The sequence below is a fragment of the Rhodospirillaceae bacterium genome, assembly GCA_002746255.1.
Taxonomy (GTDB): Bacteria; Pseudomonadota; Alphaproteobacteria.
This window is the reverse complement of the sequence record NVWO01000022.1, coordinates 1-24333: the sequence shown is the minus strand read 5'-3', so window position 1 is coordinate 24333 and position 24333 is coordinate 1. Positions and strand designations below refer to the sequence as shown.

Sequence of the window (24333 nt, the reverse complement as noted above, 5' to 3'; positions counted from 1 at the left end):
CTTCGACCACCCTGGCGTCAAGGATCACGAAACGGGCAATTGCGCCGCCTGGTGCGCCCGCCGCCGTCAACCGGTCCGTGGCCCATCGTTCCGCCGTTTTCATGGGGGAGGTCGGGAAAAGATGTTCGACGTTTGGCGCACGCATCGGCGGCGCGTACGCGCGCACGATTTCGATCGCGCCCACGTTGAGGCGGATTGTTGCCTGGTGGGCGTAGGTGAGTTGGGGCTGGTTGGTGGCCGGCGGTGGTGTGGTGCAGGCAGCGCTGACCGACAGGGCAAGGCACAGGCAGGCCAGGGCAAGGGCCCGTCGCCGCAGCGGCCTTTTTCGATGGCTTCTTACGTCAGGCACCAGGCCAGGATCCCTTTTTGTGCGTGAAGGCGGTTTTCCGCTTCGTCCCAGACGACGGATTGTGCGCCGTCGATGATCGAGGCCGTCACCTCCTCGCCGCGATGGGCGGGAAGGCAATGCATGAAAATTGCGTTCTGTTTTGCCGCGTTCATCACGGTGTCGTTCACCTGATAGGGGGCGAACATTTTCCGGGTTTCGGCATTGTCGGCATCGTCTCCCATGGAAAACCAGGTGTCCGTTACGACGCAATCGGCGTTGTCGGCGGCGGCAAGCGGATTGTCGAAAAGGGTGACGTTGCCCCCTGATTTTGCCGCCCAGTCCAGCATGGATTTTGGAACCTGCCGCGAGGACGGACAGGCGAGGCGCAGCTCGAAATCAAAAAGAACGCTCGCCTCGATCCAAGTGCAGGCGACGTTGTTGCCGTCCCCGCACCAGGCAATCCGCTTCTTGCCGATAGCGCCGCGATGCTCTTCAAAGGTCATGATGTCGGCCATCAACTGGCAGGGATGGCTTGCGTCCGTTAAGCCGTTGATGACCGGCACGGTGGCGTATTCCGCCATTTCCAGAAGGTTTTTCTCCTGCGATGTGCGCAGCATGATGACGTCCACATAGCGCGACAGCACCCTTGCGGTGTCGGCAATCGTCTCGCCACGGCCAAGCTGTGAATCCGCCTGGGCAAGGGTAACGGTTCTCCCGCCCAGGGATTGCATGCCGACTTCGAAAGAGATGCGCGTGCGCGTCGATGGCTTTTCAAACACAAGGGCCAGAGTTTTGCCTGCAAGCGAGGGCGCGGTGCCACCGTTTTTATAGGCGGTGGCCCGGCCGAGAATGTCGCGCAGGGTCGCACTGTCAAACTGCCGCAGGTCAAGGAAGTGGCGGGATGTGCTCATGTGACCTCTGCTGCGATGTGGTTCATCGCGATGCGGTTTGCCGCAACGCGGTCGAGAATATCGCCCGCTTCTTCAATATGTGCGTCCTCGATGATGAGGGGCGGCAAAAAGCGTACGACATCGTCTCCGGCAGCGACGGTCAACAGGCCTTCGCGCCGAAGTTGATCGACAAGATCCCGACAAGGTGGGACGGCTTTAAGCCCAGCCATCAGGCCGACGCCCCGGACTTCCGTAAAGACCGTTGGTGCGCGCTGCACAACTTTTTCAAGCCGTTGTTTCAGCGCCGCGCCACTGCGCTGCACATGGGCGAGAAAGCCTTCCGACAGAATTTCGTCGAGAACGGCGTTGGCCACTGCCATGGCCAGCGGGTTGCCGCCAAATGTGCTGCCGTGGCTTCCCGGCGTCATGCCGCTGGCGGCGCGTTCGTTCGCCAGGCAGGCACCGACGGGAAAGCCGCCGCCAAGCCCTTTTGCGGTAGCCAGAATATCGGGCGTAATGCCCGCCCATTCATGAGCGAAAAGCTTGCCGGTCCGGCCCATGCCGCATTGGACTTCGTCAAAGAAAAGAAGCAGCCCAAATTCATCGGCGATGGCCCGCAAGCGTTGCAAATTATCTGCGTCGATGGGGCGGATGCCACTTTCACCTTGCACAGGTTCGACAAGAATGGCCGCCGTTGTTGGTTTGATTGCGGCCCGAAGCGCGTTCAGGTTTAAAAACGGGACGTGATCGAAGCCGTCCATGGCCGGCCCGAAACCGTCGAGATGTTTTTCCTGCCCGCCGGCGGCAAGCGCCGCCAGGGTGCGACCGTGAAAGGCGCCTTCAAAGGCAAGCACGCGATAGCGTTCAGGGGCGTCATTGGCGTGGTGGTACCGCCGGACCATTTTCAGGCCGCATTCCACGGCTTCCGCGCCGGAATTGCAGAAGAAGACCGTGTCGGCAAAGCTTGCCGCGACCAGCCGTTCGGCCAGTCGAATTTGTCCCGGGATCTGGTAAAGGTTTGCGCAATGCCACAGCTTTTCCGCCTGTTTGTGCAGGGCCCGGACAAGCTTTGGGTGCGCATGGCCAAGGGCATCGACGCCGATGCCGGAGGCAAAATCCAGATAGCGCCGTCCGTCCGTGTCAAAGAGGTAGACCCCTTCGCCACGTTCAAAGGCAATATCGGCGGGCGCGTAGGTTGGCAGGACTGCAGAAATCACGTTTTCTTCTCCAAGAGCGACTGGCCTGGGAGCCGAACCGCTTCTGAGCTTACGAAAACCCGGGAGTATCTTGTCTGTCAGGCCCGCTGTCAACGCAAGGCTTGAAGGAAAGCCAGCTTTTTGGGTCGCTTTGGCACCCTTATGGTTTCAGCTTGTAGCCGGTCTTGAACATCCGGTGGCAGATCAGGATCAGGGCCAGATTGATCAGGCTCAGCACGGCGATGCCGATGCCAAGCGATCCATCGCTATGACCGGTCATGCCATAGCGAAAGCCGTTGATGGCGTAGAAAAAGGGGTTTGCGCTTGCAAGCGATTGCCAGATTCCGGGCAGCCGTTCGATGGAATAAAACGTACCCGAAAGGAACGAGAGCGGCATGATGATAAAATTTGTCACCGCAGCAATATGGTCGAATTTTTCCGCCCAGATGCCGAAAATGGTGCCAAGCAGCGAGAGCGCCAGCGCCGCTGCGATGCCGTGAAAGAGGATGAAGAAAAAGCTGTGGATGTGCAGCCCGACAAAGAGGGTAAGGACCAGTGTCGTGGCGATGCCGACAACGATGCCCCGGGTCATGCCGCCAAGCGCGTAGCCCATGGTCAGTTCCATCGGGCTTAGGGGCGGCATGAGCGTATCGACAAGGCTGCCCTGGATCTTGGCGATCATCAGCGAGGAAGACGTGTTGGCAAACGCGTTCTGGATGACCGACATCATGACCAGGCCGGGGGCAAGAAAGACGGCGAAGGGAAGCCCGCTTGTCACCTCGTCCCCTCGTCCCAGGGCAAGGGTGAAGATCGCAAAGAAAATCAGCGCCGTGACGGTGGGCGCAAGGATCGTCTGTGCGTAAACCTTGAGAAAACGCTGAGTCTCACGGGTGTAAAGCGTCTTCAGCCCAAGCCAGTTTACGGGTCCGGAAAAATGCATTTCAAAGGGCATGCTTGCTGCGCCATTTCGTGTGGGGGCGGGTAAAATTCAGCCCAAGCTTAGAAAGGAATGGTGTTTCCCGCAAGCGGCTGGCGATCCCGATCCCTGCGTGGCATGGTTTGGCGATGACGTTGGGCCCGAAAAACAAAAAGCCGGTCGGCAAAGCCGAAAAGCCCGCCCGTGGTCCGCGCCGCATCACGCCCAGCTATCTTGAGAACGCCGGTCTTTTTTATCTTGAGCGTTACGCATCGTCGGTTGCCAATTTTCGCCGCGTGCTGATGAACAAAGTTCGCCGCTCCGCCAGTTTTCACGGGACGGAAATTTCCGAAGGCGAAAAACTTGTCGACGATTTAATCGTTCGCTATCGGCGTTCAGGCCTTCTGGATGACCGTCGCTATGCTGAGACGAAGGTGGTGCGGTTTCACCGGCACGGGATGGCGGTCCGTGGCATTCAGGCAAAGCTTTGGGAAAAAGGTGTGCCCAAAGACGTGATCGCGGCGGCCCTTGAAGGCCTTTGCGAAGACGGTGCCAATCCCGATCTTGCGGCGGCGGCAACCTATGTGCGTCGCCGCCGTCTGGGGCCGTATCGCGCCGAGGCGGTCCGGGGTGACTATTTTGATCGCGACCTCGCCGCCCTTGGACGGGCGGGTTTTTCCTATGAACTTGCCAAAAAAATGCTGCAGGCAGAAAGCGTCGCGGCGCTAAAAGAATTGTCCGAACGGTAAAACTTGTCCGAGGCGGCCAAAACGTCGGGTGGTTTAGTAGTCGCCGCCGTCGCCGCCATCTTCGTCGCCGCGCCCGCCGCCCTTTCGGCCCGGCTTTGCCGGGGGCGGGGCTTTTGGCGCGCGCCCAAGTCCCTTGAAGACGGGCGTTGCCTCACCCTGATAGATCGTGCGGTGGGGGAAGGGAATTTCAATTCCAAGTTCGTCGAAGCGGCGTTTCATGCGGCGGTTGAACTCGCGCCCCACGCCCCATTGCTGCAGCGGCTCGGTCTTTATGCGCGCCTTGATGATGACCGCCGAATCATCGAAACGGTCAAGCCCAAGCACTTCGATGGGGGCTAGAATTTTTTCGGCGAAGACGGCCTCGGCCTGCATTTCGGCGCCGATTTCTTCTAGTACCGGGGTTATGGCATCGATGTCTTCGCGATAGGAAACGCCGATTTCGAACAGGGCGTATGAAAAATCCTTCGTCATGTTGAGGACGGTATCGACGGAACTGAAGGGGATGGTATGGACGTTGCCGCCAAGGTCGCGCAGGCGAATGGTTCGGATCGACAGCCCTTCGACAAGGCCGGCATGGTTGCCGATCCGCACAACGTCACCGACGGCGATTTGATCTTCCAGCAGGATGAACAGCCCGGTGATGATGTCCTTGACGAGGGTTTGGGCACCAAAGCCGACGGCAAGGCCGATGACGCCGGCGCCGGCGATCAGCGGCGCAATGTCGAGCCCAAGCTCGGAAAGAACGATCATTGTCGCGACGATTGTGACAATGACGATCACGGTCATTCGGAAAAGAGGCAGCAGTGTTTTTGCCCGGGCCTTCGCCGACCCGGTCTTGCTTTCGGACTGCGCCAGCTTGCGTTCGACAAAAGACGTAACAAGTTCTGCAAGCAGAATGGAGCCAAAGACCACAAGGCCAATCGTTAGCAGTGATGCGATCATGCGCTGGCCAAGCTCGCTGGTCATCCATGCGAGCGCGCCGCCACCCCAGGATTCAAGCAAGGCTGCTGCCGCCACGATGACGACGGCGTAACGGGCGACGGAATGCAGCACGGAAAAATAGCGGTTGGCGCGTTCTTCAAGGCCGGGCGTGCCGGCTTTCAAGGCCGGGCTGACCCGAAAGCTGCGGTCGATCAGACGGTGCAGCGTCGCCAGCAATCCCCATGCCGTCAGCAGAATGCCGGCGGAAAGGAGTGTCGCGCGCAGAACGAAGGCAAAGCCGCCCTCGATCTCAAGCGCCCAGATGCCGAACGCGACAAGCACGTAAAGGATGGCCAGCACCTGCCAGACATCGGCAAAGCGGTTGCGAAGACCACGGAAAGCCAGGTTTTTGGCTCCCTGCACCTTGCCATCCCCGCGTAGCCAATCGGCAACGCCGCGCCGGTTCTGGAGGATGAAAATGACGGCGAGGGTCGCCAGCACAAGGCCCGCGGCCTTGGCCAGGCCGGCATGGCCTGCCGGTGCCAGCCCAAGTTGCAGGGCGGCTGCCAGGGCGAAGAAGCTATAGACGGCGAAATTCGAGAAGCGCCGGACCCAGACATAGGCATAGCGCGCCGTGCCATCGCTTAGGGGCAGAAGACGAAGCGAGCTGACATAGGGCACAAGCAGCATGCGTGCCGCAGCAAGGATGGCGCGCGACAGCAAATTGGCATTAATCAGGATCATGACAACAAGGCGCACCTTACCTTCCGCGCCGGTCAAGGGAAGCGCGCCATAGGCACCGGCTGCAAAGGCGGCAATCGGGAGAAGGTCGAGCACGCTTCGCACACCAAGCAGGGTGACGCGAAGGGCGGCGTTTTCCGTTACGCGATCTTCAACGGCGGCGCGCGGGCGGGCAAGCAACGCGCGTGACAGCCATTCGGCGGCAAAGCCGGCACCAAGCACGGGAATAAGCCACAGCAACACGTCCAGCCAGCGCTTGCGTGCGGTTGCGTCCGTCGCCTGGGTCCGCACCCAGTCCCACAGCTTTGGCGCGTCGGCCAGAACGGCGATCGCTCCCTGAAGATCGGCGCCGACGGCTTGAATGCGCGTAATCAGAAGGTCCGCAACCCGTGCGCCAAGGCTTTCCTTCGGGGCGTCCGCAGCGGCATTCTTTGATGTCGCGGCAAGAACGCGTAGATGTTCCAGCAGGCGTTCGCGCGATTTGGTGTCTTCGAGCGTTTGCAACAGGGACGCCGCTGCGTGCGGCGCGACCACTTGTGGTGTGACCGTTTGCGCTACAACCCCCGGCGCGGCAACGCTTAAGGCCAGCAGCAGGGTGGCGGCGGCGATGCCTGGGCGCGCGCCGCGCAGAAACCGTCGCACGGCGCTTTGGATCGCGTTACAATTGGGGAAAACCAAAGGAAAAACCATGTCCGTTACAATTTATCACAATCCGCGATGTAGTAAATCACGCACTACCTTGGCGCTTCTGCAGGAACGCGGCATCCAGCCCGTCGTCATCGACTACCTGAAGACGCCACCCACGGCGGCAGAGATCCGACGGTTGCTGCATCTTCTGAAGCTTGCTCCAGAAGCGCTGATCCGGAAAAACGAGGCGGAGTATAAAGCAATTGCGGACCTTAATCTGGATGCGGACGGCCTGATCGCCGCCATGGCAAAATTCCCAAAACTGATCGAGCGGCCCATCGTCGTTGCCAACAACCGCGCTGCCATTGGCCGCCCCCCGGAAAACGTCCTCGAAATTATCTGAAAACCGGCATTTATTCGCTTTCTTCACCGGTTATTCGGTAGGCCGGATGCAATTGCCCGATCGCGCTGATGCCAACCTTTAAATCCTGCAGGACGCCGTTTTTCAGGCTGTAGATCCAGCCATGGACCTGCACGTCCTTGCCGTGCCGCCAGGCGTTCTGGACGATGGAGGTTTTGGCGACGTTGTGAACCTGGGCGGCGACGTTCAGCTCACACAGGCGGTTGGCCTGGGCTTCCGGGCCATCAAGGTTCGATATCTCTTCGTAATGCTGGCGGTAAACGTCCTTGATGTGGGCCAGCCAATTCCCGATCTGGCCATGATCCTTGTCCTGCATTGCAGCCAGGATGCCGCCGCACCCGTAATGTCCGGTGACGATGATGTGTTTGACGTTGAGGACTTCAACCGCGAACTGGATGACGGCGAGGCAGTTTAAATCGCTGTGCGGGACGACATTGGCGATGTTGCGATGGACAAACATTTCACCGGGCCGCAAGCCGGTGATCTCATTGGCGGAAACCCGGCTGTCCGAACACCCGATCCAAAGGTATTTGGGGGCCTGTGCCTTGCAGAGCCGCGTAAAAAAGTCTGGATCCGCCTCAATTCTGGAGGCCGCCCAAGCCTGGTTCTTTTTCAGTAGATATTCCAGATTGTTGTCATGCATGGCCGCTCGTTTCCGTTTGCCTCGTCCAGCTTCTCGATAGCAGGCTGGCCCCCGTCCTTGCGAAATTGCCACAAATTGGCCGGGGACTGGAAAAAATCCATCACCGCCCATCTTCGCCTTGTTGCACGGCATCTCGCAAGGTGGCGTCTTGCAAGCTATGGTCACGCGCAAGCGGTGATGCCGCATAGGGTTTGGTTCAGCCATTTTGGCTGGCAGAGGAGGCTGGTGTGGAAAAGCGGAAGCTCGGGCGTTCGGACATTCAGGTAAGCTGCATTTGCCTCGGTACGATGACTTGGGGCGAGCAGAACACGGAAAGCGAGGCTCACGCCCAGCTTGACCTGGCCCTGGACCGGGGCGTCAATTTTATCGACACGGCGGAGATGTATCCGATCCTGCCGCGCGCCGAGACTTGCGGCCGGACGGAAACCTATATCGGCAATTGGCTGAAGGCGCGGAAGAACCGGGACAAGGTTGTTCTGGCCACAAAAGTTGTTGGTCAGTCACGGTTTTCCTACATTCGCGGCGGAAAACATTGCCTCGATCGCAGCAACATCGAAGCCGCCATTGATGCCAGCCTGCGTCGCTTGCGTACGGATTACATCGATCTCTACCAATTGCACTGGCCGGATCGCAGCACGAATATTTTCGGCACCCTTGGGTACAGCCATGTTGAAGAAGAGTCCGTGCCCCTTGAGGAAACCCTGGCGGTGCTTGAGGGTCTTGTGCGCGCCGGAAAAATTCGCGCCATCGGTATATCCAACGAAACGCCATGGGGGGCCATGCGCTATCTTCATCTTGCCGAAATGAAGGGATGGGCGCGCATGGCAAGCATCCAAAACCCGTTCAATCTTCTGAACCGGAGCTTCGAAGTAGGGCTGGCGGAAATTGCGATCCGCGAAGATTGCGGCTTGCTGGCGTATTCGCCATTGGCCTTCGGCGTGCTTTCCGGCAAATACCTTGATGGCCGGAAACCGGCAGGGGCAAGGCTGACGCTTTTTTCAGAGTTTACCCGCTATTCGAACCTTCGTGCCCAGGCGGCGACGGAGGCCTATGTGCGCCTCGCCGAGGGCCACGGGCTGGACCCGGCGCAGATGGCACTTGCTTACGTGATCGGTCGGCCTTTTGTGACCAGTGCGATTGTCGGGGCGACGACGATGGCGCAGTTGCAAAGCAATCTTGCAAGCGCTGCCATGTCCTTGTCTTCGGAGGTGCTCCAGGCCATTGATGCCATCCACAGCCAGAATCCGAACCCCAGTCCGTAAGGAACAAATCCGTAAGGAAGCAGGCAGGTCATGCGGCGTTTGTTTGTGGGTCTTGAATTGCCTTCGGCAGCACGTGCGCGTCTTGGCGCGCTTTGCACCGGTCTGGCGAATGCCCGCTGGGTCCGGTCGGAAAATTTTCATCTCACGCTTCGCTTCATTGGCGACGTGGACGAAGCAACGGCAGATGATGTCCACGATGCGTTGCGTGAAATTTACGCGGACGGTTTTCCGATGCACTTGCGCGGTCTTGGCTTTTTCGCCACCCGGCGCGCGCCACGCCAGATATGGGTAGGGGTGGAACCCAACCCGGCGCTGATGTCCTTGCAAAAAAGGATCAGCGTAGCCATCAGTTCGGCCACCACACGGACAGGCCTTGTGCCTGAGGGCCGTAAGTTTGTCCCCCATGTCACCTTTGCCCGTCTGCGCGATGTGCCGGCGTGCGCGGTGGCGGATTTTCTGGCGATGCAGGAAGCGTTTTGCGTCGAAGCGTTTCCGGTTCGGAATTTCACGCTTTATTCAAGCAAGCTATCCCCTGGCGGGCCAACCTACCGGGTGGAAGCCGAGTATCCATTGGCCGATTTTCCGTCAAGTGCCGCCGCGCTTTAGTGTTGTCTGAATTTCCACCAGCAGGCCTGCCGCGCCGGCTTCGATGAGGTCAAGCACGCGATCGAAACCGTCAAGGCCTCCGTAATAGGGGTCGGGGACGTCGGCGGTTGCGCTGTTTTCTGCAAAGCTCAGAAAAAGATGCAGCCGGTCTGTTCGTTGCGGCGGGCAGGCGTTGGCCAAGAGTGCGTGGTTTTGACGATCCATCGCCAGGACGTAGTCGAACGTCTCAAAGTCACGTTTTTTGACCTTGCGGGCGCGCAGATGGCCGATGGCGATGCTGCGCGCGGTGGCGGCATCGCACGCGCGCGGGTCCGGCGGCTCGCCTATGTGATAGCCATGGGTTCCGGCGGAATCGATGGCGATTTTTTCTTGAAGCCCGGCAGCTTCAACCATGGCACGGAAGATGCCCTCTGCCGTTGGCGAACGGCAGATGTTGCCCATGCAGACGAAAAGAACGCGGATCACGTCTGTCTCCCATTCTGGTGTCGCCCATTCTGGATTGCATCAGTATGCCGCCAGCATGGCGAAGGCGGCAATTCTTTCTGCGCGATTCCTTGATCTTCGTGGTTGCTCGCGCCATCTTGATGGGGAAGCCTTGTAAAAAAAGGAGGCAAGAGAGATGTCAGAAAAACTTGTTGGCATGGACCGGACGACGGCCCTTCACGAAATTCATGGCTGGATCGAGCACGAAGAACGCGACGCAATCCGCAAGGTTTATCATTTCGCAGATTTTGCCGAAGCGTTCGCCTTCATGACGCGGGTCGCCTTTTTTTCGGAGAAGTTCGACCATCACCCGGAATGGCTCAACGTCTATAACCGGGTTGAAATTATTTTAAGCACCCACGATGTCGGCGGGTTGACGCAAAAGGACATCGACCTTGCCCGCCTCATTGACGAAATTGCACCATCGCGCGAGCAATAATTCGGGTGCGTGTTCAGGGATAGGGGGCTGACGCTTTAATCGGTTTTCGCGTTGTTTTTCCGTTCGCAAGCAATATGGCTGTCTGTAGGCGGCTTGATTGCTGCCGGGCCTGCCCCTTCGACCGCCGCGACCGAAGCTGGCGTGATGGCCGTCCGCCGAAGCCGTGATTCACGTTCCGCAATGTAAATGGCAGCCAGCGCGATCACGCCGCCGCCAACCCATGTCCAGATATCGGGCACTTGCCCAAAGGCGAAAAAGCCGATCAGCGCGACAAAGGGAAGGCGCAGATAATCGAAGGGCAGGATGGCGGTTACGTCGGTTGCAGAAAAGGCGCGCGTCATTGCCAGATGGGCAAGGGTGGCGGTGACGCCAAGGGCAATCAAGACCGGCAATTCCGATAGCAGCGGCATTTCCCAGACGAACAGCGCCGGAACAAGCGAAAGCGGCGTCAGGAAAAGCAGCATGTAGGTTACCGTCACATTCGGCGTCTCGGTCCGCGACAGGGTTTTGATCAGAATGACGGAAACGGCCATCATCGCAGCCGAAAAAAGGACAAGCCCGGCGGCGGGTGTGAGCATGGCGCTGCCGGGTCTGAGCAGCAACATGGCGCCAAGGAAGCCGACCAGGGTTGCGCTCCACCGCCGCCAGCCGACGCTCTCACCAAGAAAAAAAGGGGCGGCGGCGGTGGCGAAAAGCGGCACCGTGAAGCTTAGGGCGACGGCCTCGGCAAGGGGCATCCAGGTGATGGCCGTAAACCAGGTCAGCATCGCGATCAGCCCGATCAGGCTTCGCATCATGTGCAGGCCGATGCGTTGCGTATGGAGAACCTGGAACCCGGCGCGGAAAAGCCAGGGCAGCATGAGAAGAAGCCCGAAGAAATTACGGAAAAACGCAATCTGGAAAGGATGGGTGGCGTGTTCTTCGGCGATATAGCGGATAAGACCGATGAGAATGGCGAAGGCAAAAGCCGCCGTCACCATCCAAAGGGCGCCCTGGGCAGCCGAAGAAAGCGGTGCGCGGGGTTTCATCGGGCCAAATTTTTTTCCCATTGCGTCAATTTACGCTTTCCCGGCGTTGTGCTGCAATGCCAGAGGCTCGCCAGAGAAAGGCGGAAATGCCATACTTCGCGAAAGGTTTGGTGGCGTGTGAGTTGGAGGGAAGTTGATGCAATTTCTGATTATCGCCAGAGATGGAAAGGACGCAGACGCGCTGGACCGTCGCATGAAGGCGCGCGATGCACATCTTGAAGGTGTCAGGAAGATGCATGCCGTTGGTGAGATGATTGAAGGCGGCGCCGTGCTCGACGACGAAGGCCGGATGGTTGGTTCCTGCTGCATGGTTGAATTTCCATCCCGTGAGGAACTGGATGCCTGGCTTGGCTCTGACCCTTACGTGACCGGCGGCGTCTGGCAGGAAATCGAAGTCCATCCTTTCCGGGTGGCCCCGCTTGGCCAGAAGCGCTAGGCGCGTTTTTGTCGACGCGGCCTAGAGTCCTTCGGCAAGGGTAAAAGAGGCTTCCGTCCGCTTGCGGATTTCTTCGACGCTAATTTCCGGCGCAAGCTCGGCAAGCGTCATGCCGTCTTTTTCAATGCGGAAGACGCCAAGATTGGTAATCACCATGTTGACAACATACGCGCCTGTCAGCGGCAGGGCGCAGCGCTTCAACAGCTTCGGCGCGCCGTCCTTGGCATTGTGATCCATCATGACGACGACTTTCTTTACGCCGGCGACAAGGTCCATTGCGCCCCCCATGCCCTTCACCATCTTGCCCGGGATCATCCAGTTGGCCAGATCACCGTTCTCGGCAACCTGCATGGCGCCTAGAATCGAAAGGTCGATATGGCCGCCGCGAATCATGCCGAAGGACGCCGCGCTGTCGAAATAGCTGCTGCTTTCAAGTTCCGTGATCGTCTGTTTTCCGGCGTTGATAAGGTCCGGGTCTTCCTCGCCCTCATAGGGGAAGGGGCCCATGCCAAGCATGCCGTTCTCGCTTTGCAGGGTGACCATGACGTCTTTCGGAATGAAATTTGCCACCAGTGTTGGCATGCCGATTCCAAGATTGACGTAATAGCCGTCTTGGAGTTCCTTCGCGGCGCGTTGGGCCATTTCATCGCGTGACCAGGGCATCTGTCTTCTCCTTTAAGCCGTGGTTTCCGGACGGGACCGCGTCGTTCGCCGTTCGATCCGTTTTTCGAAATGCGCGCCTTTCAGAATTCGCTGAACGAAAATGCCGGGCGTGTGGATCTGGTCCGGGTCGAGTTCAGATGGCGTGACAAGGTGTTCAACTTCGGCAACGCAGGCCGTGGCTGCCGTCGCCATCATCGGATTAAAATTGCGCGCCGTCTTGCGGTAGAGGAGATTGCCTTCGCTGTCTCCTGTCCAGGCTTTGACGATGGCCAGATCGCCGAAAATGCCTCTTTCCATGACATAATTTTCGCCGTCGAATTCGCGCGTTTCCTTGCCCTCGGCGATGATTGTGCCAAAGCCGGTTTTTGTGAAAAAGGCAGGGATGCCAGCGCCGCCGGCGCGGATACGTTCGGCCAAGGTGCCCTGGGGGGCAAATTCAAGTTCCAGCTCGCCGTTCAGGTACAGCTTCTCAAACAGTTTGTTTTCGCCGACATAGGAAGAAACCATTTTGCGAATCTGGCGGGTTTCCAGAAGGATGCCGAGGCCAAAACCATCGACCCCGCAATTGTTGCTGACGACGGTCAGCCCTTTCACGCCCGAATCCCGGATCGCGACGATCAGGGATTCCGGAATGCCGCAGAGGCCAAAGCCGCCGGCCAGGATCGTCATGTCGTCGAAAAGAAGCCCGTCGAGGGCCGCTTTCGCGTCTGGATAGACCTTCGAAGGCATCGTCGTTCTTTCCTTCGCGTAGGGTTTGCCCGTGTTCTTTATGTTGATAGGTCGCGTGCGCAACTCTGTCAACGCCGCCCTTGGGCCGCCCTATTCGGCCTTTGGAACCAGAACGACCTTGCCGGTTGCGCGCCGCGTTTTCAGTAAATTCAAGGCTTCACCCGCTGCTTTCAGGGGCAGGGTTTTTGAAATATGGGGTTTCAGTCGGCCTTCCTCCCACCAGCAAAGCAGGGTTTTGAACGAGGCCTGCACGCGCGCTGGGGTGCGTGTGACGTAGCTTCCCCAGACATAGCCGTGAACGGTGACGTTTTTGACAAGCAGCACATTGGCTGGAATCTGTGGCACGTCGCCGCTGGCAAAACCGATCACAAGGATGCGCCCGCCCCAGGCGGTGGCGCGCAGAGAGGCGTCGAAAATCGCGCCGCCAACGGGGTCGTATACGACGTCGGCCCCCCGGCCATCGGTCAGTTCCTTGACGCGCGTGCGAATGTCTTCTGTGCGCGAATTGATGCCGTCATCGGCGTCGTGGGCGATGGCAAGCTCCAGCTTTTCTGCGGTGCTGGCGGTGGCGATGACGCGCGCGCCCATCGTCTTGCCGATTTCGACGGCGGTCAGGCCGACGCCGCCCGCAGCGCCATGGACCAACAGCGTTTCGCCCGGTTGCAGCGCCGCCCGCCAGGCAAGCGCACCGTGGGACGTGCCGTAGGCGACGGGAAATCCAGCCGCAACGGTGAAATCCATCCGGTCGGGAATCGGAAAAACGGCGGTGGCCTCGGCGACCGCCTCTTCGGCAAACCCGCCATGGCCGACGACGGCCATGACTCGCTGGCCTTTGGAAAATCCCTGCACAGCTTTGCCACATTCCACGACGGTGCCGGCAATCTCAAGGCCTGGCGTGAAGGGGAAGGGAGGCTTTTTCTGATATTTGCCGGCGATCATCAGCAAATCGGCAAAATTTACTCCCGCCGCCGCCACGCGAATGCGCACCCCCGTAGGGGGCAACGCCGGCGGCGCTATTTCTTCGAGGCGCAGGGCCTCTGGCGGGCCCCATTGCCGGCAAAGGATGGCTTGCATCTTGGTTTTCCCGGTCCGATCTCGTATGACATGCACGGCTTCTTCCGGCACAAGGTGCCGAGGGTGCTTTCATACCCGAAGCGGCGCGACGAAGAAAGGCGAGGCGAAAAAAGCAATGCGAAGCAAGGCGGTGCGAAATCTTGATGCGCTTCGAAGTGGGCAGACGGCACGGTGGCATGGCGCGCGCGGTCGCGCTGGCCTTTTTCTAACAGCGGCCCTTCTTTTTTCAGGCCTGGCCTTGTCAGCTGTGGTCGGACCAGGTGCGGCCTGGGCGGACGCGATTAAATCCCTTGGCGGGTTCAAGCACTGGAACGCGTATTACTACAAGGAAGACGGCGCGAAAGTCTGCTACATCGCCTCTTCGCCGGTGACGGAGAAAGGCGATTACACCCGCCGGGGCGAGGTCTTTATTCTGGTGACCCATCGCCCGGCCACGAAAACCAAGGATGTCGTGAGCTTTCAGGCAGGCTACAGCTTTAAGGGCGCGACCGAGGTGGTCGTCACCATCGATGCCAAGATGCAGTTCCGGCTCTTTACCGAGGGCGATATGGCCTGGACCCAGGATGCGGCCATGGATCAGGCTTTCGTCGCCGCCATGCAGAAGGGAAGCCGTATGGTTGTCGTCGGCACGTCCAAAAGGGGCACGAAAACGACGGACAGCTATTCGCTTGCAGGCTTTACGGCTTCAAGGCGTGCTATCAGCCTCGCTTGTGGCGTTGAATAGGGTTGGTTTTTCGAAGGCATGCGTTGCGTTTTCAGAATTTTTGCCGTCAGCACACGGGTCCTGATAGTCGACGGGCATAGAAGGTAAGTATGGAAGGTGAAATCGAAATCGGGTCGGCGGCAGAAATGCCGCCATCGCGCGCGGCGGAACGCGTCGATTTTGTGGGCTTAAGCCGCGAGGAACTTGGGGAGCTTTTCAGCACGCTTGGTGAAACGCCCTATCGGGTCAAGCAGCTTTGGCACTGGATCTATTATCGCGGTGCGACGCGCTTTTCCGACATGACGACGTTCAACAAAGGCCTTCGGACCCGGCTTGGCGAAACGCACCGGGTAAGCCGACCGGAGGTCAAGCAGCTTCAGGTCTCAAAGGATGGCACGCGGAAATGGCTGCTTGCCCTTGGCTCCGGGGACGAAATTGAAACCGTCCATATTCCGGAGACGGGTCGCGGCACGCTTTGCATTTCGTCTCAAATTGGCTGCACGCTCAATTGCCGGTTCTGTCACACCGGCACCCAGAAACTGGTCCGCAACCTCTCGCCGGGTGAAATTGTCGGCCAGATGTTGCTCGCCAGAGATCATTTTGAAGAATGGCCTGCGCCGACAGAGGCAAGGCGCATTTCCAACGTCGTCTTTATGGGGATGGGCGAACCGCTGTACAATTATGAGAACGTCGCCACGGCCATTCGCATCCTGACGGACCCGGAAGGGATTGCGTTGTCGAAGCGGCGAATTACGCTGTCTACGGCCGGTGTCGTGCCGATGATTGAACGCGTTGGCTTGGATCTGGATGTAAACCTCGCGATTTCCCTTCACGCCACGACGGATGCGGTGCGCGACGAGCTTGTGCCGCTGAACCGGAAATACCCGTTGGCGGAACTGCTGGCGGCGTGCCGTTCGTATCCACGAGCGGCAAATTCGCGGCGCATTACGTTTGAATATGCCATGCTGAAGGGGGTAAATGATTCACTTGCCGACGCGCATCGCCTGGTCAAATTAATTGAGGGCATTCCGGCCAAGGTCAATTTAATTCCCTTCAATTCATGGCCGGGGGTGGCGTATGAATGTGCCGACGCTGAGGCCATTGCGGCCTTTGCAGACGTCGTAAACCGGGCGGGCTATGCTTCGCCGGTGCGCACCCCCAGGGGGCAGGATATCTCGGCCGCTTGCGGCCAGTTAAAATCGGAAAGCCAGCGGAAGCCCAAGGGCAGAAACAAGATTCAGGCCGACGTTCGGGAAAGGGACATGCGCGATGACTAGGAAGATAAAAAAGGCGGTTCTTGCTTATTCCGGCGGCTTGGATACCGCCGTCATCCTGCACTGGCTGAAAGAGAATTACGGTTGCGAGGTTGTGACGTTTACGGCGGATCTGGGCCAGGGAGACGAGCTTGCCGAAGCGAAGGCAAAAGCGGAAGCTGCGGGTGTTCAGGAAATTTTTATCGAGGATTTGCGGGAAGAATTTGTTCGCGACTATGTGTTTCCGATGTTCCGGGCGAACGCGCTTTATGAAGGCGTCTACCTGCTTGGCACGTCGATCGCCCGGCCTCTGATCGCCAAGCGCCAGATCGCGATTGCCGCCAGGACAGGGGCCGATGCCGTCGTCCATGGGGCAACGGGCAAGGGCAACGACCAGGTGCGGTTTGAGTTGGCTTATTACGCGCTCAACCCGGACATCCAGGTCATCGCGCCCTGGCGGGAATGGGATTTGGATTCCCGGACGAAACTTGTTGAATATGCGGAAGGTCACGGCATTGCCGTTCAGACGGACAAGAAAGGCGAGCCGCCCTATTCAATGGATGCGAATTTGCTGCACATTTCCTACGAAGGAAAGGTGCTGGAAGATCCCTGGGTTGAAGCCGAGGAAAGCATGTTCACGCGCACGGTTGCACCAGAGGTCGCGCCGGACAAACCCGTTTATGTCGAAATTGCCTTTATGGCCGGCGATCCTGTTGCCGTCGATGGCGAAGCATTCAGCCCGGCGGCGTTGCTGGAACGGCTAAACGTCCTTGCTGGCGCTCATGGAATCGGACGGATCGACATTGTTGAAAACCGTTTCGTTGGCATGAAGTCGCGGGGTGTTTACGAGACGCCGGGCGGCACGATTTTGATTGCCGCGCATCGGGCAATGGAAAGCCTGACTCTTGATCGGGGCGCATCCCACTTGAAGGACGAACTGATGCCGCGCTATGCCGAGCTTGTCTATAACGGCTTTTGGTTCTCGCCCGAACGCGAAATGATTCAGGCCCTGATTGACGAAAGCCAGAAGAACGTCACCGGTGATGTGCGTCTGAAACTTTACAAGGGTTCGGCAAGCGTCGTCGGCAGAAAGTCGCCGCTGAGCCTGTACGATCCCGAAATTGCGACGTTTGAGGCGGACGATGTGTACGATCAGCGTGATGCGGAAGGGTTCATCAAGCTAAATGCGCTACGCCTTCGCCTGGCGGCGGCAAAGCGGAACTAGGCTGCCGCCTACGAAAATTGCACCAACGCCACGCCGGAAAGCCATTGATGGCTAAGCATAAGGGCCGCGTAAAGCAACAGCCCGGATAGAATTTTCCCCCAGCCAATCTCGGCCAGGGTTACGTTCGTGCGGCCCTGGATAATTGCCGCGAAGGGGAGGATCGAGCTTTGCTCGGCGAAAGATTCCCAGGCGCTTCCCTCTTCCGCGCGCTTCTTGCGTTCGATCAGGAAGGGCCCGGCGAAAGAAAGCGTCAGGAACGCGCCGAAGAAAATCAGCGAGGCAGAGTCCCCATTTGCCAGCATGTGTCCGCCCGACCAGATTGCCAGGGCCCACATGACCGGGTGGCGCGTCACCCGAAAGATGCCGGGAATTTCGTCGGCTTTCAGAAGTCTGCCGACCACCGCCATCGTCGGGTTTTTCGCGGTCATGCCGGTGACGAGAAGAACGCTGACAATCGGCATGGCCAGCATCAGCACCCCGCGCGTCCAAAGGGGGTCTTCCCAGAAGACGTCGCGCGGCGCGTCGAAGAAGGTGACAATCAGCCAGCCGAGGGAAAGGACCGAGACGAGCGCGTAAATCGTAAGGAAGCCCGTTTTTCCGAAAAGCCGGACAAGGCGTCCGCGCAGAGGCGTGCTGGAAAGAAGAACGTGGCTGGCAACAAAAAACAGGGCGGCGAGGGTCAAGGCGGTCATCGGCTGTCTCCTAAAAAATCTCCGGGTCGCGCCCGCTCTGCCGGCAGGCGGCGGTAAAGGTGTTCTGCAACAGGCAGGCAATTGTCATTGGCCCCACGCCGCCTGGCACCGGCGTGATGGCGCCGGCGACGGTGACGGCTTCGTTGAAAGCAACGTCCCCGACGAGTTTTGTTTTTCCTTCCTCGCCGGCAATGCGGTTGATGCCAACATCGATGACGGTGGCGCCTTTCTTGATCCAGTCGCCGCGCACCATCTGCGGCTGGCCGATGGCGGCGATCAGGATATCGGCGCGGCGGCATTCGTCGGCCAGGTCAAGGGTCCGCGAATGCGCAATGGTCACCGTGCAATGTTCGCGCAGGAGAAGAAAGGCGATCGGCTTGCCGACGATGTTCGAGCGCCCAAGCACAAGCGCCCGTTTGCCCTTCAGATCGCCAAGGGTGTCTTTCAGCATCATGAGACAGCCAAGGGGCGTGCACGGAACCATGCCGACCCCCCCGGTTACCAGGCGGCCAATGTTCACGGTGTGAAAGCCATCGACGTCTTTTTCCGGGTCGATGGCATCAAGGACGGCGTTCGCGTCAATTTGGGGGGGCAGCGGCAATTGCACGAGGATGCCGTGGACGGCCGGGTCGCGGTTGAGCCGGTCCACCAGCGCCAGTAAATCCGCCTGGCTGGTGTCAGCGGCCAAGGCGTGCTTGAAGGATGCCATGCCGGCTTCGAGCGTCTGCTTTGCTTTGTTGCGGGTGTAAATCTGGCTGGCAGGGTCTTCGCCGACAAGAACGACAGCGAGGCCGGGTGTTGGCCCGCCGCTTTTTTTCAGCGCGTCTACCTTGCGCCCGATGTCGGCGCGCAACTTTGCGGCAAAGGCCTTGCCGTTGATGATCGTTGCTTCAGCCATGATGGGTTTTTAGCCACGCTTCAAGGCGCTGCGCAAGGGCGTTGCGATTGTCCGAAAGCCGCAACAGCTTGCGACGGGCCTTCGCGCCCTGCACGATGGTGATCTGTCGCTTTGCCAAGCCCCATTCCCGGGCCAGAAGGCGGCACATAGCCGCGTTCGCTTTGCCCTGATCGGGGGCCGCCGTCACCGCGATTTTTAGGGCAGTTTCGCCTTTTGCATCTGTGCGCAGGCCCTCGATCCGGGTGCGGCTTGCCTTTGGTGTGACATGCACGGCGACATAGGTTACGCCGGTTACGCCCGCGCGCTCTGAAAAGGGGTGGCCCTTAGCCAAGGTATTCGAAGAGCAGATTTCGGAGGAACACCAGAACCAGAATTAAAACCACCGGCGAGACGTCGATGCCGCCAAGCGAAGGCAGAAAGTGCCGGATGGGACGAAGGACAGGTTCGGTAATGCGGTAAAGAAATTCACCGACCATGGAAACGAACCGGTTGCTGGTATTGACCACGTTAAAGGAAACCAGCCAGCTCAGGATCACCGAACCAATCAGAAACCAGATGTAGATGGTGATGACGGAATCGAGAAGGAGAAGTATGGAATACATCGGCAAATGGGTCGCCTTAAAAAAATGGAGAAGCAATGGTGCCCGCGAACCCTACCCTTCGGACCCACCCTGCGCAAGCCATGCCAGTTGCCTTGCGCCGCGCCCGGATGGCACCGGTTTTTTAAGAAATTGGCAGGGATTTCAGCCAGGGTTCCCCCGCCGGATGTTTTGGCTGGAAAGCGTTGACAGCAGGCAGGGGCAAAGGACACACTCCCGCCTCTTTGGGGCCGTAGCTCAGCTGGGAGAGCGTCGCGTTCGCAATGCGAAGGTCAGGAGTTCGATCCTCCTCGGCTCCACCATTTTTCCCACAAAACCGGGTCCATAGCTTTTTCAGCAAAATTAAGCCTGTAAATGGCTGTGGCGGAAATGCCCCGGTTCCGTGGCCTTTGGCTGTTCCGTCCGATAGGGAGAGCTTATTCTGTGTCTGTGGCAATTTACTTGAATTTAAGCTAAATTTCTGAATAGGTTAGGAGAGATGTTCGCTCGCAGTCATTGAAATTTTGGGTGCGGGGGTGTTTTTTGCAGGGATGAGTCCAGTTGGGTATAGGCCCAAAAGGGAGAATGTCATGAAGACGATCCACGTCATGAAGACACTGAACAAAGCGTTTTTCGCCGCCCTTTTTGTCGTGCCATTTCTGTTGGCCGATGCGGCGACGGCGCAGGCGGCCGATGCGACGACTGCAAATTATCAGTTGAATCCGGATGGAAGTTACTCGGTTACGTTGCCAGACGGCAGCATGCAGGTGATTCCAGTAGGTTTGGCGGCCCAGATCACGGCAGCGCTCGCATTGGGCAGCGATGCTGATCTTAGCAATGCCATTGAGAGCATCGTCAGCACGAGTGCAGGCACCAACAATGCGTTTGCTGCAGCCCTCACCGGCCTGGCAACCTCCCTGGCGCCCAGTCGTGGCGGTGCGATCGCCACCGGTGGTTTACGCGGCGCGCCGAATGCGGCGAATCAGATTCTCAGCGCGGTGCAAAACACATCGGGTGTGAATTTTGCCCAGGTTGTCGCCGATGTGGGCAACGATCCGCAGATTCCATCCGCGACAAAGACGGCTTCGGTCCAGCAATTGGCGAACGTTCAGCCGGCAGGTGGCACGGGTGGCGGAGATGGCGGTGCAGGTGGGGACGATCTGCTTGCATCGGGTGAGGATACGGCGGAGAACCCCGCCCAAACCGTGGCGACGAACCCGCAACTTTAGGCTTATAAAAAACAAAAACGAGGGCAGGGTTGATTTTGGAAAAACCAATTTGGAAATGGAAAACGCCGACCGCATTTTGTTCGTTTTCCCGCTGCCTTCGTTCGGTGCGTTTGCCCATGCGTTTGCCCATGTCGGCGGCGTTGGCCTTTGGGCTTGTCTTCTCATTTGGTCTGGGGGAAGCCTCTGCACAATATTTGTCTTCCGGCGAAACGGTTCAGGATCGCGCGCGACCGGAACTGGATGCGAAGGGCATGCGTGCGAGCGGCTTTATGCTTTTCCCGACCCTGGATCTGGAAGAGGCCTTCGACGACAATATTTTCAAGGCCGATAATGGGACGGTCGATGACTATATTTTATCGTTAAAGCCGGCTCTTTCCGTCAATTCGCAATGGAGTCGTCATGCGCTTAATTTTTTGGCGGGTGCGGAGACGGCTTTTTATGCCGACAATGACGATGAGAATTACACCGACTATAATTTTTCTGCCGATGGGCGTGTTGATATTCGGCGGGACACTTATTTTCAGGTTGATGCTGGCTTCTCTCAAAATCATGAGGATCGCGGTTCGCCGGATGATGCGAACGGGGTTGAACCGGGCGAATATACGCGCATGGAGTTTGGCGGCAGCTTTTTACACCGCTTCAATCGGGTGTCGATTGAGCCCTTGTTCAAGGCAAGTCAGCTCGATTATGACGACGTTCGCACGTCATCTGGCAGCACCGTTAACAACGATGACCGCGACCGGGACGAATTTTCAGTTGGATCCCGTCTTGGCTATATGATTGTTCCGGATAAATACGAAGCCTTTGTCCGGTTCACCTATAACCAGCGGGACTACGACGCCAATCTGGATGACAACGGGTTCAACCGCGATTCGGACGGCTTTGAAGCCGTCGTGGGGACTGCCATCGACTTTGGCGGCATAACCTTTGGCGACGTCTATATCGGTTATACCCAGCAAAAATATGACGACGCCGCCTTGAAAAAAATAGATGGGTTGGTGATCGGCGGCTCGATTTTTTGGAATCCGACCACGTTAACCACGATCAATCCTTTCGTCACCCGGTCGATCGAGGAAACGACCATAGGTAGCGCGTCCGGTTATTTTAGTACGACCGTCGGCGTCAATATTGATCATGAGTTACGTCGTAATTTTCTGCTGCACGGCGCGATTCGCTTCGCATCCTGGAAATATGAGGGAATTGGGCGAACGGACGATTACACGAATTTCTCGCTTGGGGGCGAATATCTGATGAGCCGTTATGCCCGGCTCGGATTGACCTATGAGCTTGAGAATCGGAGTTCTGACGCGGCGGGTTCGGACTTCACGCAGAACCGGATAATCCTTCGTGGCCGGGTCCAGTTATAGTGGGCAAACGGCGCGGTAGATGCCTTAAGCTCTCTGTCCTGAAAAAGTCCAACCCAGATAATAGTTAGCAGCGGAAGGTTTTCATGAAAAACGCGGCTTTGCTTCGAGCTCGTTTTGTGGCGGTCTTGTTTGCTGTTGCTGCGACGCTGTTTTCGACAGTCGTTTTTGGCGGGACGGAAGCGGAGTTGCAATATAGGTTGGGCAGCGGGGACAAAATTTACGTAACCGTCTTTGGGCATAAAGATCTTTCCGGGGAATTCGACATCGATGGCGGGGGCAACGTGTCGTTTCCGCTGGTTGGGAATATCTTGTTAGGTGGGCTTGCGATTGGGGATGCCGAGGCGGCCATCCGCGATACGCTTCGACCGGATTATCTGCTTGATCCACGCGTCAGTGTCCAGGTCATGAACTATCGACCGTTCTATATTCTTGGCGAGGTAAAGGAGCCTGGAAGTTACCCCTACGTAAACGGAATGACGGTTATGCAGGCGGTGGCATTGGCTGGCGGCTATACTTACCGTGCGCGCGAGGACAATATGCTGATCATCCGGACCGGACCGGAAGGAAAAAAAGAAGGGCCCGCGCGCGAGGAGACGACCGTGTTTCCGGGTGACATCATCAAGATCCCTGAGCGCTTCTTTTAAGCCTGGGGGTTGAGCAAGGGTCTATGAATAATTCCACACCCAGGAAGAACAACGTGACCGGCCAGCCGCAGCCCCGTGCCAGTGCGACGGGCGGCACCATTCGAAGCCCTCTGGAGAAGCCGGAACTCGTCGAGCTTGGGCGCCAGTTATGGCGGCGGAAGCTGGAGATTCTTTCTACGATTGTGCTCGTCACGCTTCTGGCGACGCTTGTCGCCTTCCAGATCACACCCCGCTATTCCGCAACCGTAAAAGTCATGATCGACAGCCAACGCTCTCGCGTCGTTGATGTTGAGGGGTTCATGTCGGGCCTTGGCATGGACAGTGAAACCGTTCAAAACGAAATTCAGGTGATTGCGTCTCGAAGCATGGCCCATAAAGTGATCGATAAGCTTGGGTTAATGCGAGACGCTGAATTCAATCCGTCCTTGACCGCGCCCGGCCTGTTGCAGACATGGATGGACTCTGTCTTTGGAACGTTAAACGACGCCCTTGATGAGGAAGAACGCTTCACACGCGAGCGAATGGGCGTTGTGGATGCCCTGTTGGATCACCTGAGCGTGACACGAGAACGTCTCTCTCGTGTCATCAATATAACGCTTACGACGAAAACCCCGAAAAAAGCGGCGCAGATTGTGAATGTCTATGCCGATCTCTATCTGTTCGAGCAGCTGGAGGCAAAGTTCGAGGCGACAAGGCGTGGGACCGCATGGTTGAACGAACGTGTCGCGGATTTACGCAAAACAGTGGAGGCATCGGAACGCGCTGTTGAATATTTTCGTGAGAAAACGGGCCTCGTCCGCGGCACGGACATGACGGTTACCTCGCAGCAGATATCCGAGATTAATACGCAACTTATTCTTGCCCGCGCGCATCGTGCCGAATCGGAGGCACGGCTTCAGCAGGTCGAAACGCTTGTTGGCTTGCCTGGAGGCGTCGAGTCGGCGTCTGAAGTGCTTTCCTCTCCCTTAATTCAGAGGCTGCGCGAGCAGGAAGCAGAAGTGCAACGCCGGGCAGCCGAGCTGGCAAGTGAATATGGGGTGCGTCATCCGCGTATGATCAATGTTCGCGCAGAGACCAAGGATTTGCGGGCGAAGATTGCAATGGAGGTCAATAAAATCGTCGGGGGCCTTCGCAATGAGGTTGAATCTCATTCGCGCGGGAGAAGGCCCTTGGCAGAAATCTTAACGAGTTGAAGGTAGAGGCTGCAGGTGCGAATAGTGCGGCAGTCCGTTTGCGCGTTCTGGAGCGTGAGGCGGATTCGAACCGCATATTGTTTGATACATTTTTGTCACGGCTTAAAGAAACCACCGGACAAGAAGGTATTCAGCAGCCGGACGCGCGCATCATCTCGCGTGCCGACATTCCGATAACGCCCGCCTTCCCGAATATGCAGCTTGTTTTTATTGTCGCATTTGTGATTTCCATTTTCATGGGCATCGGCGTGGCCTTTGTCATGGAGCGACTGGACACCGGTTTTCGCAGTTCCGAACAAATCGAAAGCATGTTCGAAATTGCCACGCTCGGTCTGTTGCCGCTGTTGTCCAGTCGCCGGATGAGCGAAAACACACCCGAAGACTATGTGTTGGAACGAC

The 24333-nt window shown here is 58.1% G+C and carries 29 protein-coding genes and 1 tRNA gene; 15 read left to right on the top strand and 15 right to left on the bottom strand.

Features of this window, described 5'->3' with window-relative positions:
- The 4 genes from COA65_09650 to COA65_09635 all read right to left on the bottom strand — a co-directional run.
- Positions 1-349 (bottom strand): hypothetical protein (locus tag COA65_09650; GenBank protein ID PCJ57435.1); only part of this gene is annotated, 349 nt, incomplete at its 3' end.
- Positions 337-1239: an ornithine carbamoyltransferase gene (gene argF, locus COA65_09645; GenBank protein PCJ57434.1), complete on the bottom strand. Its 903-nt coding sequence runs from the start codon at positions 1237-1239 to the stop codon at positions 337-339. The genes COA65_09650 and argF, both read right to left, overlap by 13 nt.
- Positions 1236-2435, bottom strand: coding sequence for an acetylornithine transaminase (locus COA65_09640; GenBank protein ID PCJ57433.1), 1200 nt, complete (start codon positions 2433-2435; stop codon positions 1236-1238). Before COA65_09640 ends, argF begins: the two co-directional genes overlap by 4 nt.
- Before the next feature lie 139 nt (positions 2436-2574).
- Entirely contained in the window at positions 2575-3366 is a 792-nt protein-coding gene (locus COA65_09635) for a multidrug ABC transporter permease (protein PCJ57432.1), read from the bottom strand.
- 113 nt (positions 3367-3479) lie between these two features.
- Here COA65_09635 and COA65_09630 point away from each other — a divergent pair, with 113 nt between their 5' ends.
- Positions 3480-4079 carry a regulator gene (locus tag COA65_09630; GenBank protein PCJ57438.1) on the top strand — a complete coding sequence of 200 codons (600 nt, stop codon included), beginning with the start codon at positions 3480-3482 and terminating at the stop codon, positions 4077-4079.
- Between the two features lie 33 nt (positions 4080-4112).
- Here COA65_09630 and COA65_09625 read toward each other — a convergent pair whose 3' ends face one another.
- Positions 4113-6431 carry a Mechanosensitive ion channel protein gene (locus COA65_09625; protein ID PCJ57431.1) on the bottom strand — a complete coding sequence of 773 codons (2319 nt, stop codon included), beginning with the start codon at positions 6429-6431 and terminating at the stop codon, positions 4113-4115.
- On the opposite strand from COA65_09625, the gene arsC reads away from it, so the two are divergent.
- The gene (gene arsC, locus COA65_09620; GenBank protein PCJ57430.1) at positions 6430-6771 is read left to right on the top strand and encodes an arsenate reductase (glutaredoxin); all 342 of its coding nucleotides are present in this window, start codon (positions 6430-6432) and stop codon (positions 6769-6771) included. The two genes, COA65_09625 and arsC, sit on opposite strands and share 2 nt — an antisense overlap.
- A gap of 10 nt (positions 6772-6781) precedes the next feature.
- Here the strand turns inward: arsC and COA65_09615 are convergent, their stop codons facing one another.
- Positions 6782-7432: a carbonate dehydratase gene (locus COA65_09615; GenBank protein ID PCJ57437.1), complete on the bottom strand. Its 651-nt coding sequence runs from the start codon at positions 7430-7432 to the stop codon at positions 6782-6784.
- A gap of 227 nt (positions 7433-7659) precedes the next feature.
- Here COA65_09615 and COA65_09610 point away from each other — a divergent pair, with 227 nt between their 5' ends.
- On the top strand, positions 7660-8694 hold the full coding sequence (locus tag COA65_09610) for an NADP(H)-dependent aldo-keto reductase (protein PCJ57429.1): 1035 nt from the start codon (positions 7660-7662) through the stop codon (positions 8692-8694).
- A 30-nt stretch (positions 8695-8724) separates the two neighbouring features.
- On the top strand, positions 8725-9300 hold the full coding sequence (locus tag COA65_09605; protein PCJ57428.1) for an RNA 2',3'-cyclic phosphodiesterase: 576 nt from the start codon (positions 8725-8727) through the stop codon (positions 9298-9300).
- On the opposite strand, the gene COA65_09600 is transcribed toward COA65_09605, so the two are convergent.
- On the bottom strand, positions 9280-9741 hold the full coding sequence (locus tag COA65_09600; protein ID PCJ57427.1) for a phosphotyrosine protein phosphatase: 462 nt from the start codon (positions 9739-9741) through the stop codon (positions 9280-9282). The two genes, COA65_09605 and COA65_09600, sit on opposite strands and share 21 nt — an antisense overlap.
- A 178-nt stretch (positions 9742-9919) precedes the next feature.
- Here COA65_09600 and COA65_09595 point away from each other — a divergent pair, with 178 nt between their 5' ends.
- Positions 9920-10222, top strand: coding sequence for a 4a-hydroxytetrahydrobiopterin dehydratase (locus COA65_09595; GenBank protein PCJ57426.1), 303 nt, complete (start codon positions 9920-9922; stop codon positions 10220-10222).
- A 35-nt stretch (positions 10223-10257) separates the two neighbouring features.
- Here the strand turns inward: COA65_09595 and COA65_09590 are convergent, their stop codons facing one another.
- Positions 10258-11271 carry a hypothetical protein gene (locus COA65_09590; protein ID PCJ57425.1) on the bottom strand — a complete coding sequence of 338 codons (1014 nt, stop codon included), beginning with the start codon at positions 11269-11271 and terminating at the stop codon, positions 10258-10260.
- A 115-nt stretch (positions 11272-11386) separates the two neighbouring features.
- On the opposite strand from COA65_09590, the gene COA65_09585 reads away from it, so the two are divergent.
- Positions 11387-11686 (top strand): hypothetical protein, encoded by a 300-nt coding sequence (locus COA65_09585; protein PCJ57424.1) that lies wholly within the window; start codon positions 11387-11389, stop codon positions 11684-11686.
- A 21-nt stretch (positions 11687-11707) separates the two neighbouring features.
- On the opposite strand, the gene COA65_09580 is transcribed toward COA65_09585, so the two are convergent.
- From COA65_09580 to COA65_09570, 3 genes are all read right to left on the bottom strand, one after another.
- Entirely contained in the window at positions 11708-12349 is a 642-nt protein-coding gene (locus tag COA65_09580; protein PCJ57423.1) for a succinyl-CoA--3-ketoacid-CoA transferase, read from the bottom strand.
- A gap of 12 nt (positions 12350-12361) precedes the next feature.
- Positions 12362-13078 (bottom strand): succinyl-CoA--3-ketoacid-CoA transferase, encoded by a 717-nt coding sequence (locus tag COA65_09575; protein PCJ57436.1) that lies wholly within the window; start codon positions 13076-13078, stop codon positions 12362-12364.
- 90 nt (positions 13079-13168) lie between these two features.
- Positions 13169-14152: a zinc-binding dehydrogenase gene (locus tag COA65_09570; GenBank protein PCJ57422.1), complete on the bottom strand. Its 984-nt coding sequence runs from the start codon at positions 14150-14152 to the stop codon at positions 13169-13171.
- Positions 14153-14177: 25 nt separating this feature from the next.
- Between COA65_09570 and COA65_09565 the strand changes: the two genes are divergently transcribed.
- From COA65_09565 to COA65_09555, 3 genes are all read left to right on the top strand, one after another.
- Positions 14178-14876: a hypothetical protein gene (locus tag COA65_09565; GenBank protein ID PCJ57421.1), complete on the top strand. Its 699-nt coding sequence runs from the start codon at positions 14178-14180 to the stop codon at positions 14874-14876.
- Between the two features lie 89 nt (positions 14877-14965).
- Complete coding sequence (gene rlmN, locus COA65_09560) at positions 14966-16132, top strand: 23S rRNA (adenine(2503)-C(2))-methyltransferase RlmN (protein PCJ57420.1); 1167 nt, start codon at positions 14966-14968, stop codon at positions 16130-16132.
- Positions 16125-17333 carry an argininosuccinate synthase gene (locus tag COA65_09555; protein PCJ57419.1) on the top strand — a complete coding sequence of 403 codons (1209 nt, stop codon included), beginning with the start codon at positions 16125-16127 and terminating at the stop codon, positions 17331-17333. The genes rlmN and COA65_09555 overlap by 8 nt, the downstream gene beginning before the upstream one ends.
- Before the next feature lie 8 nt (positions 17334-17341).
- Here the strand turns inward: COA65_09555 and COA65_09550 are convergent, their stop codons facing one another.
- Genes COA65_09550 through COA65_09535 form a run of 4 tightly spaced genes read right to left on the bottom strand, consistent with a single transcriptional unit; the run spans position 17342 to position 19525 of the window.
- On the bottom strand, positions 17342-18025 hold the full coding sequence (locus COA65_09550) for an NnrU family protein (GenBank protein ID PCJ57418.1): 684 nt from the start codon (positions 18023-18025) through the stop codon (positions 17342-17344).
- Positions 18026-18035: 10 nt separating this feature from the next.
- Entirely contained in the window at positions 18036-18923 is an 888-nt protein-coding gene (locus tag COA65_09545) for a bifunctional methylenetetrahydrofolate dehydrogenase/methenyltetrahydrofolate cyclohydrolase FolD (GenBank protein PCJ57417.1), read from the bottom strand.
- Positions 18916-19254 carry a hypothetical protein gene (locus tag COA65_09540; protein PCJ57416.1) on the bottom strand — a complete coding sequence of 113 codons (339 nt, stop codon included), beginning with the start codon at positions 19252-19254 and terminating at the stop codon, positions 18916-18918. The genes COA65_09545 and COA65_09540 overlap by 8 nt, the downstream gene beginning before the upstream one ends.
- Positions 19247-19525 carry a hypothetical protein gene (locus COA65_09535; protein PCJ57415.1) on the bottom strand — a complete coding sequence of 93 codons (279 nt, stop codon included), beginning with the start codon at positions 19523-19525 and terminating at the stop codon, positions 19247-19249. Before COA65_09535 ends, COA65_09540 begins: the two co-directional genes overlap by 8 nt.
- Before the next feature lie 223 nt (positions 19526-19748).
- On the opposite strand from COA65_09535, the gene COA65_09530 reads away from it, so the two are divergent.
- The 6 genes from COA65_09530 to COA65_09505 all read left to right on the top strand — a co-directional run.
- A tRNA-Ala gene (locus COA65_09530) sits at positions 19749-19824 on the top strand.
- A gap of 267 nt (positions 19825-20091) precedes the next feature.
- Complete coding sequence (locus COA65_09525; GenBank protein PCJ57414.1) at positions 20092-20730, top strand: hypothetical protein; 639 nt, start codon at positions 20092-20094, stop codon at positions 20728-20730.
- Between the two features lie 29 nt (positions 20731-20759).
- The gene (locus COA65_09520; protein PCJ57413.1) at positions 20760-22097 is read left to right on the top strand and encodes a hypothetical protein; all 1338 of its coding nucleotides are present in this window, start codon (positions 20760-20762) and stop codon (positions 22095-22097) included.
- Positions 22098-22180: 83 nt separating this feature from the next.
- On the top strand, positions 22181-22741 hold the full coding sequence (locus COA65_09515; protein ID PCJ57412.1) for a polysaccharide biosynthesis protein: 561 nt from the start codon (positions 22181-22183) through the stop codon (positions 22739-22741).
- 23 nt (positions 22742-22764) lie between these two features.
- Positions 22765-23934 (top strand): hypothetical protein, encoded by a 1170-nt coding sequence (locus tag COA65_09510; protein ID PCJ57411.1) that lies wholly within the window; start codon positions 22765-22767, stop codon positions 23932-23934.
- Positions 23931-24333 (top strand): capsular biosynthesis protein (locus COA65_09505; protein ID PCJ57410.1); only part of this gene is annotated, 403 nt, incomplete at its 3' end. The genes COA65_09510 and COA65_09505, both read left to right, overlap by 4 nt.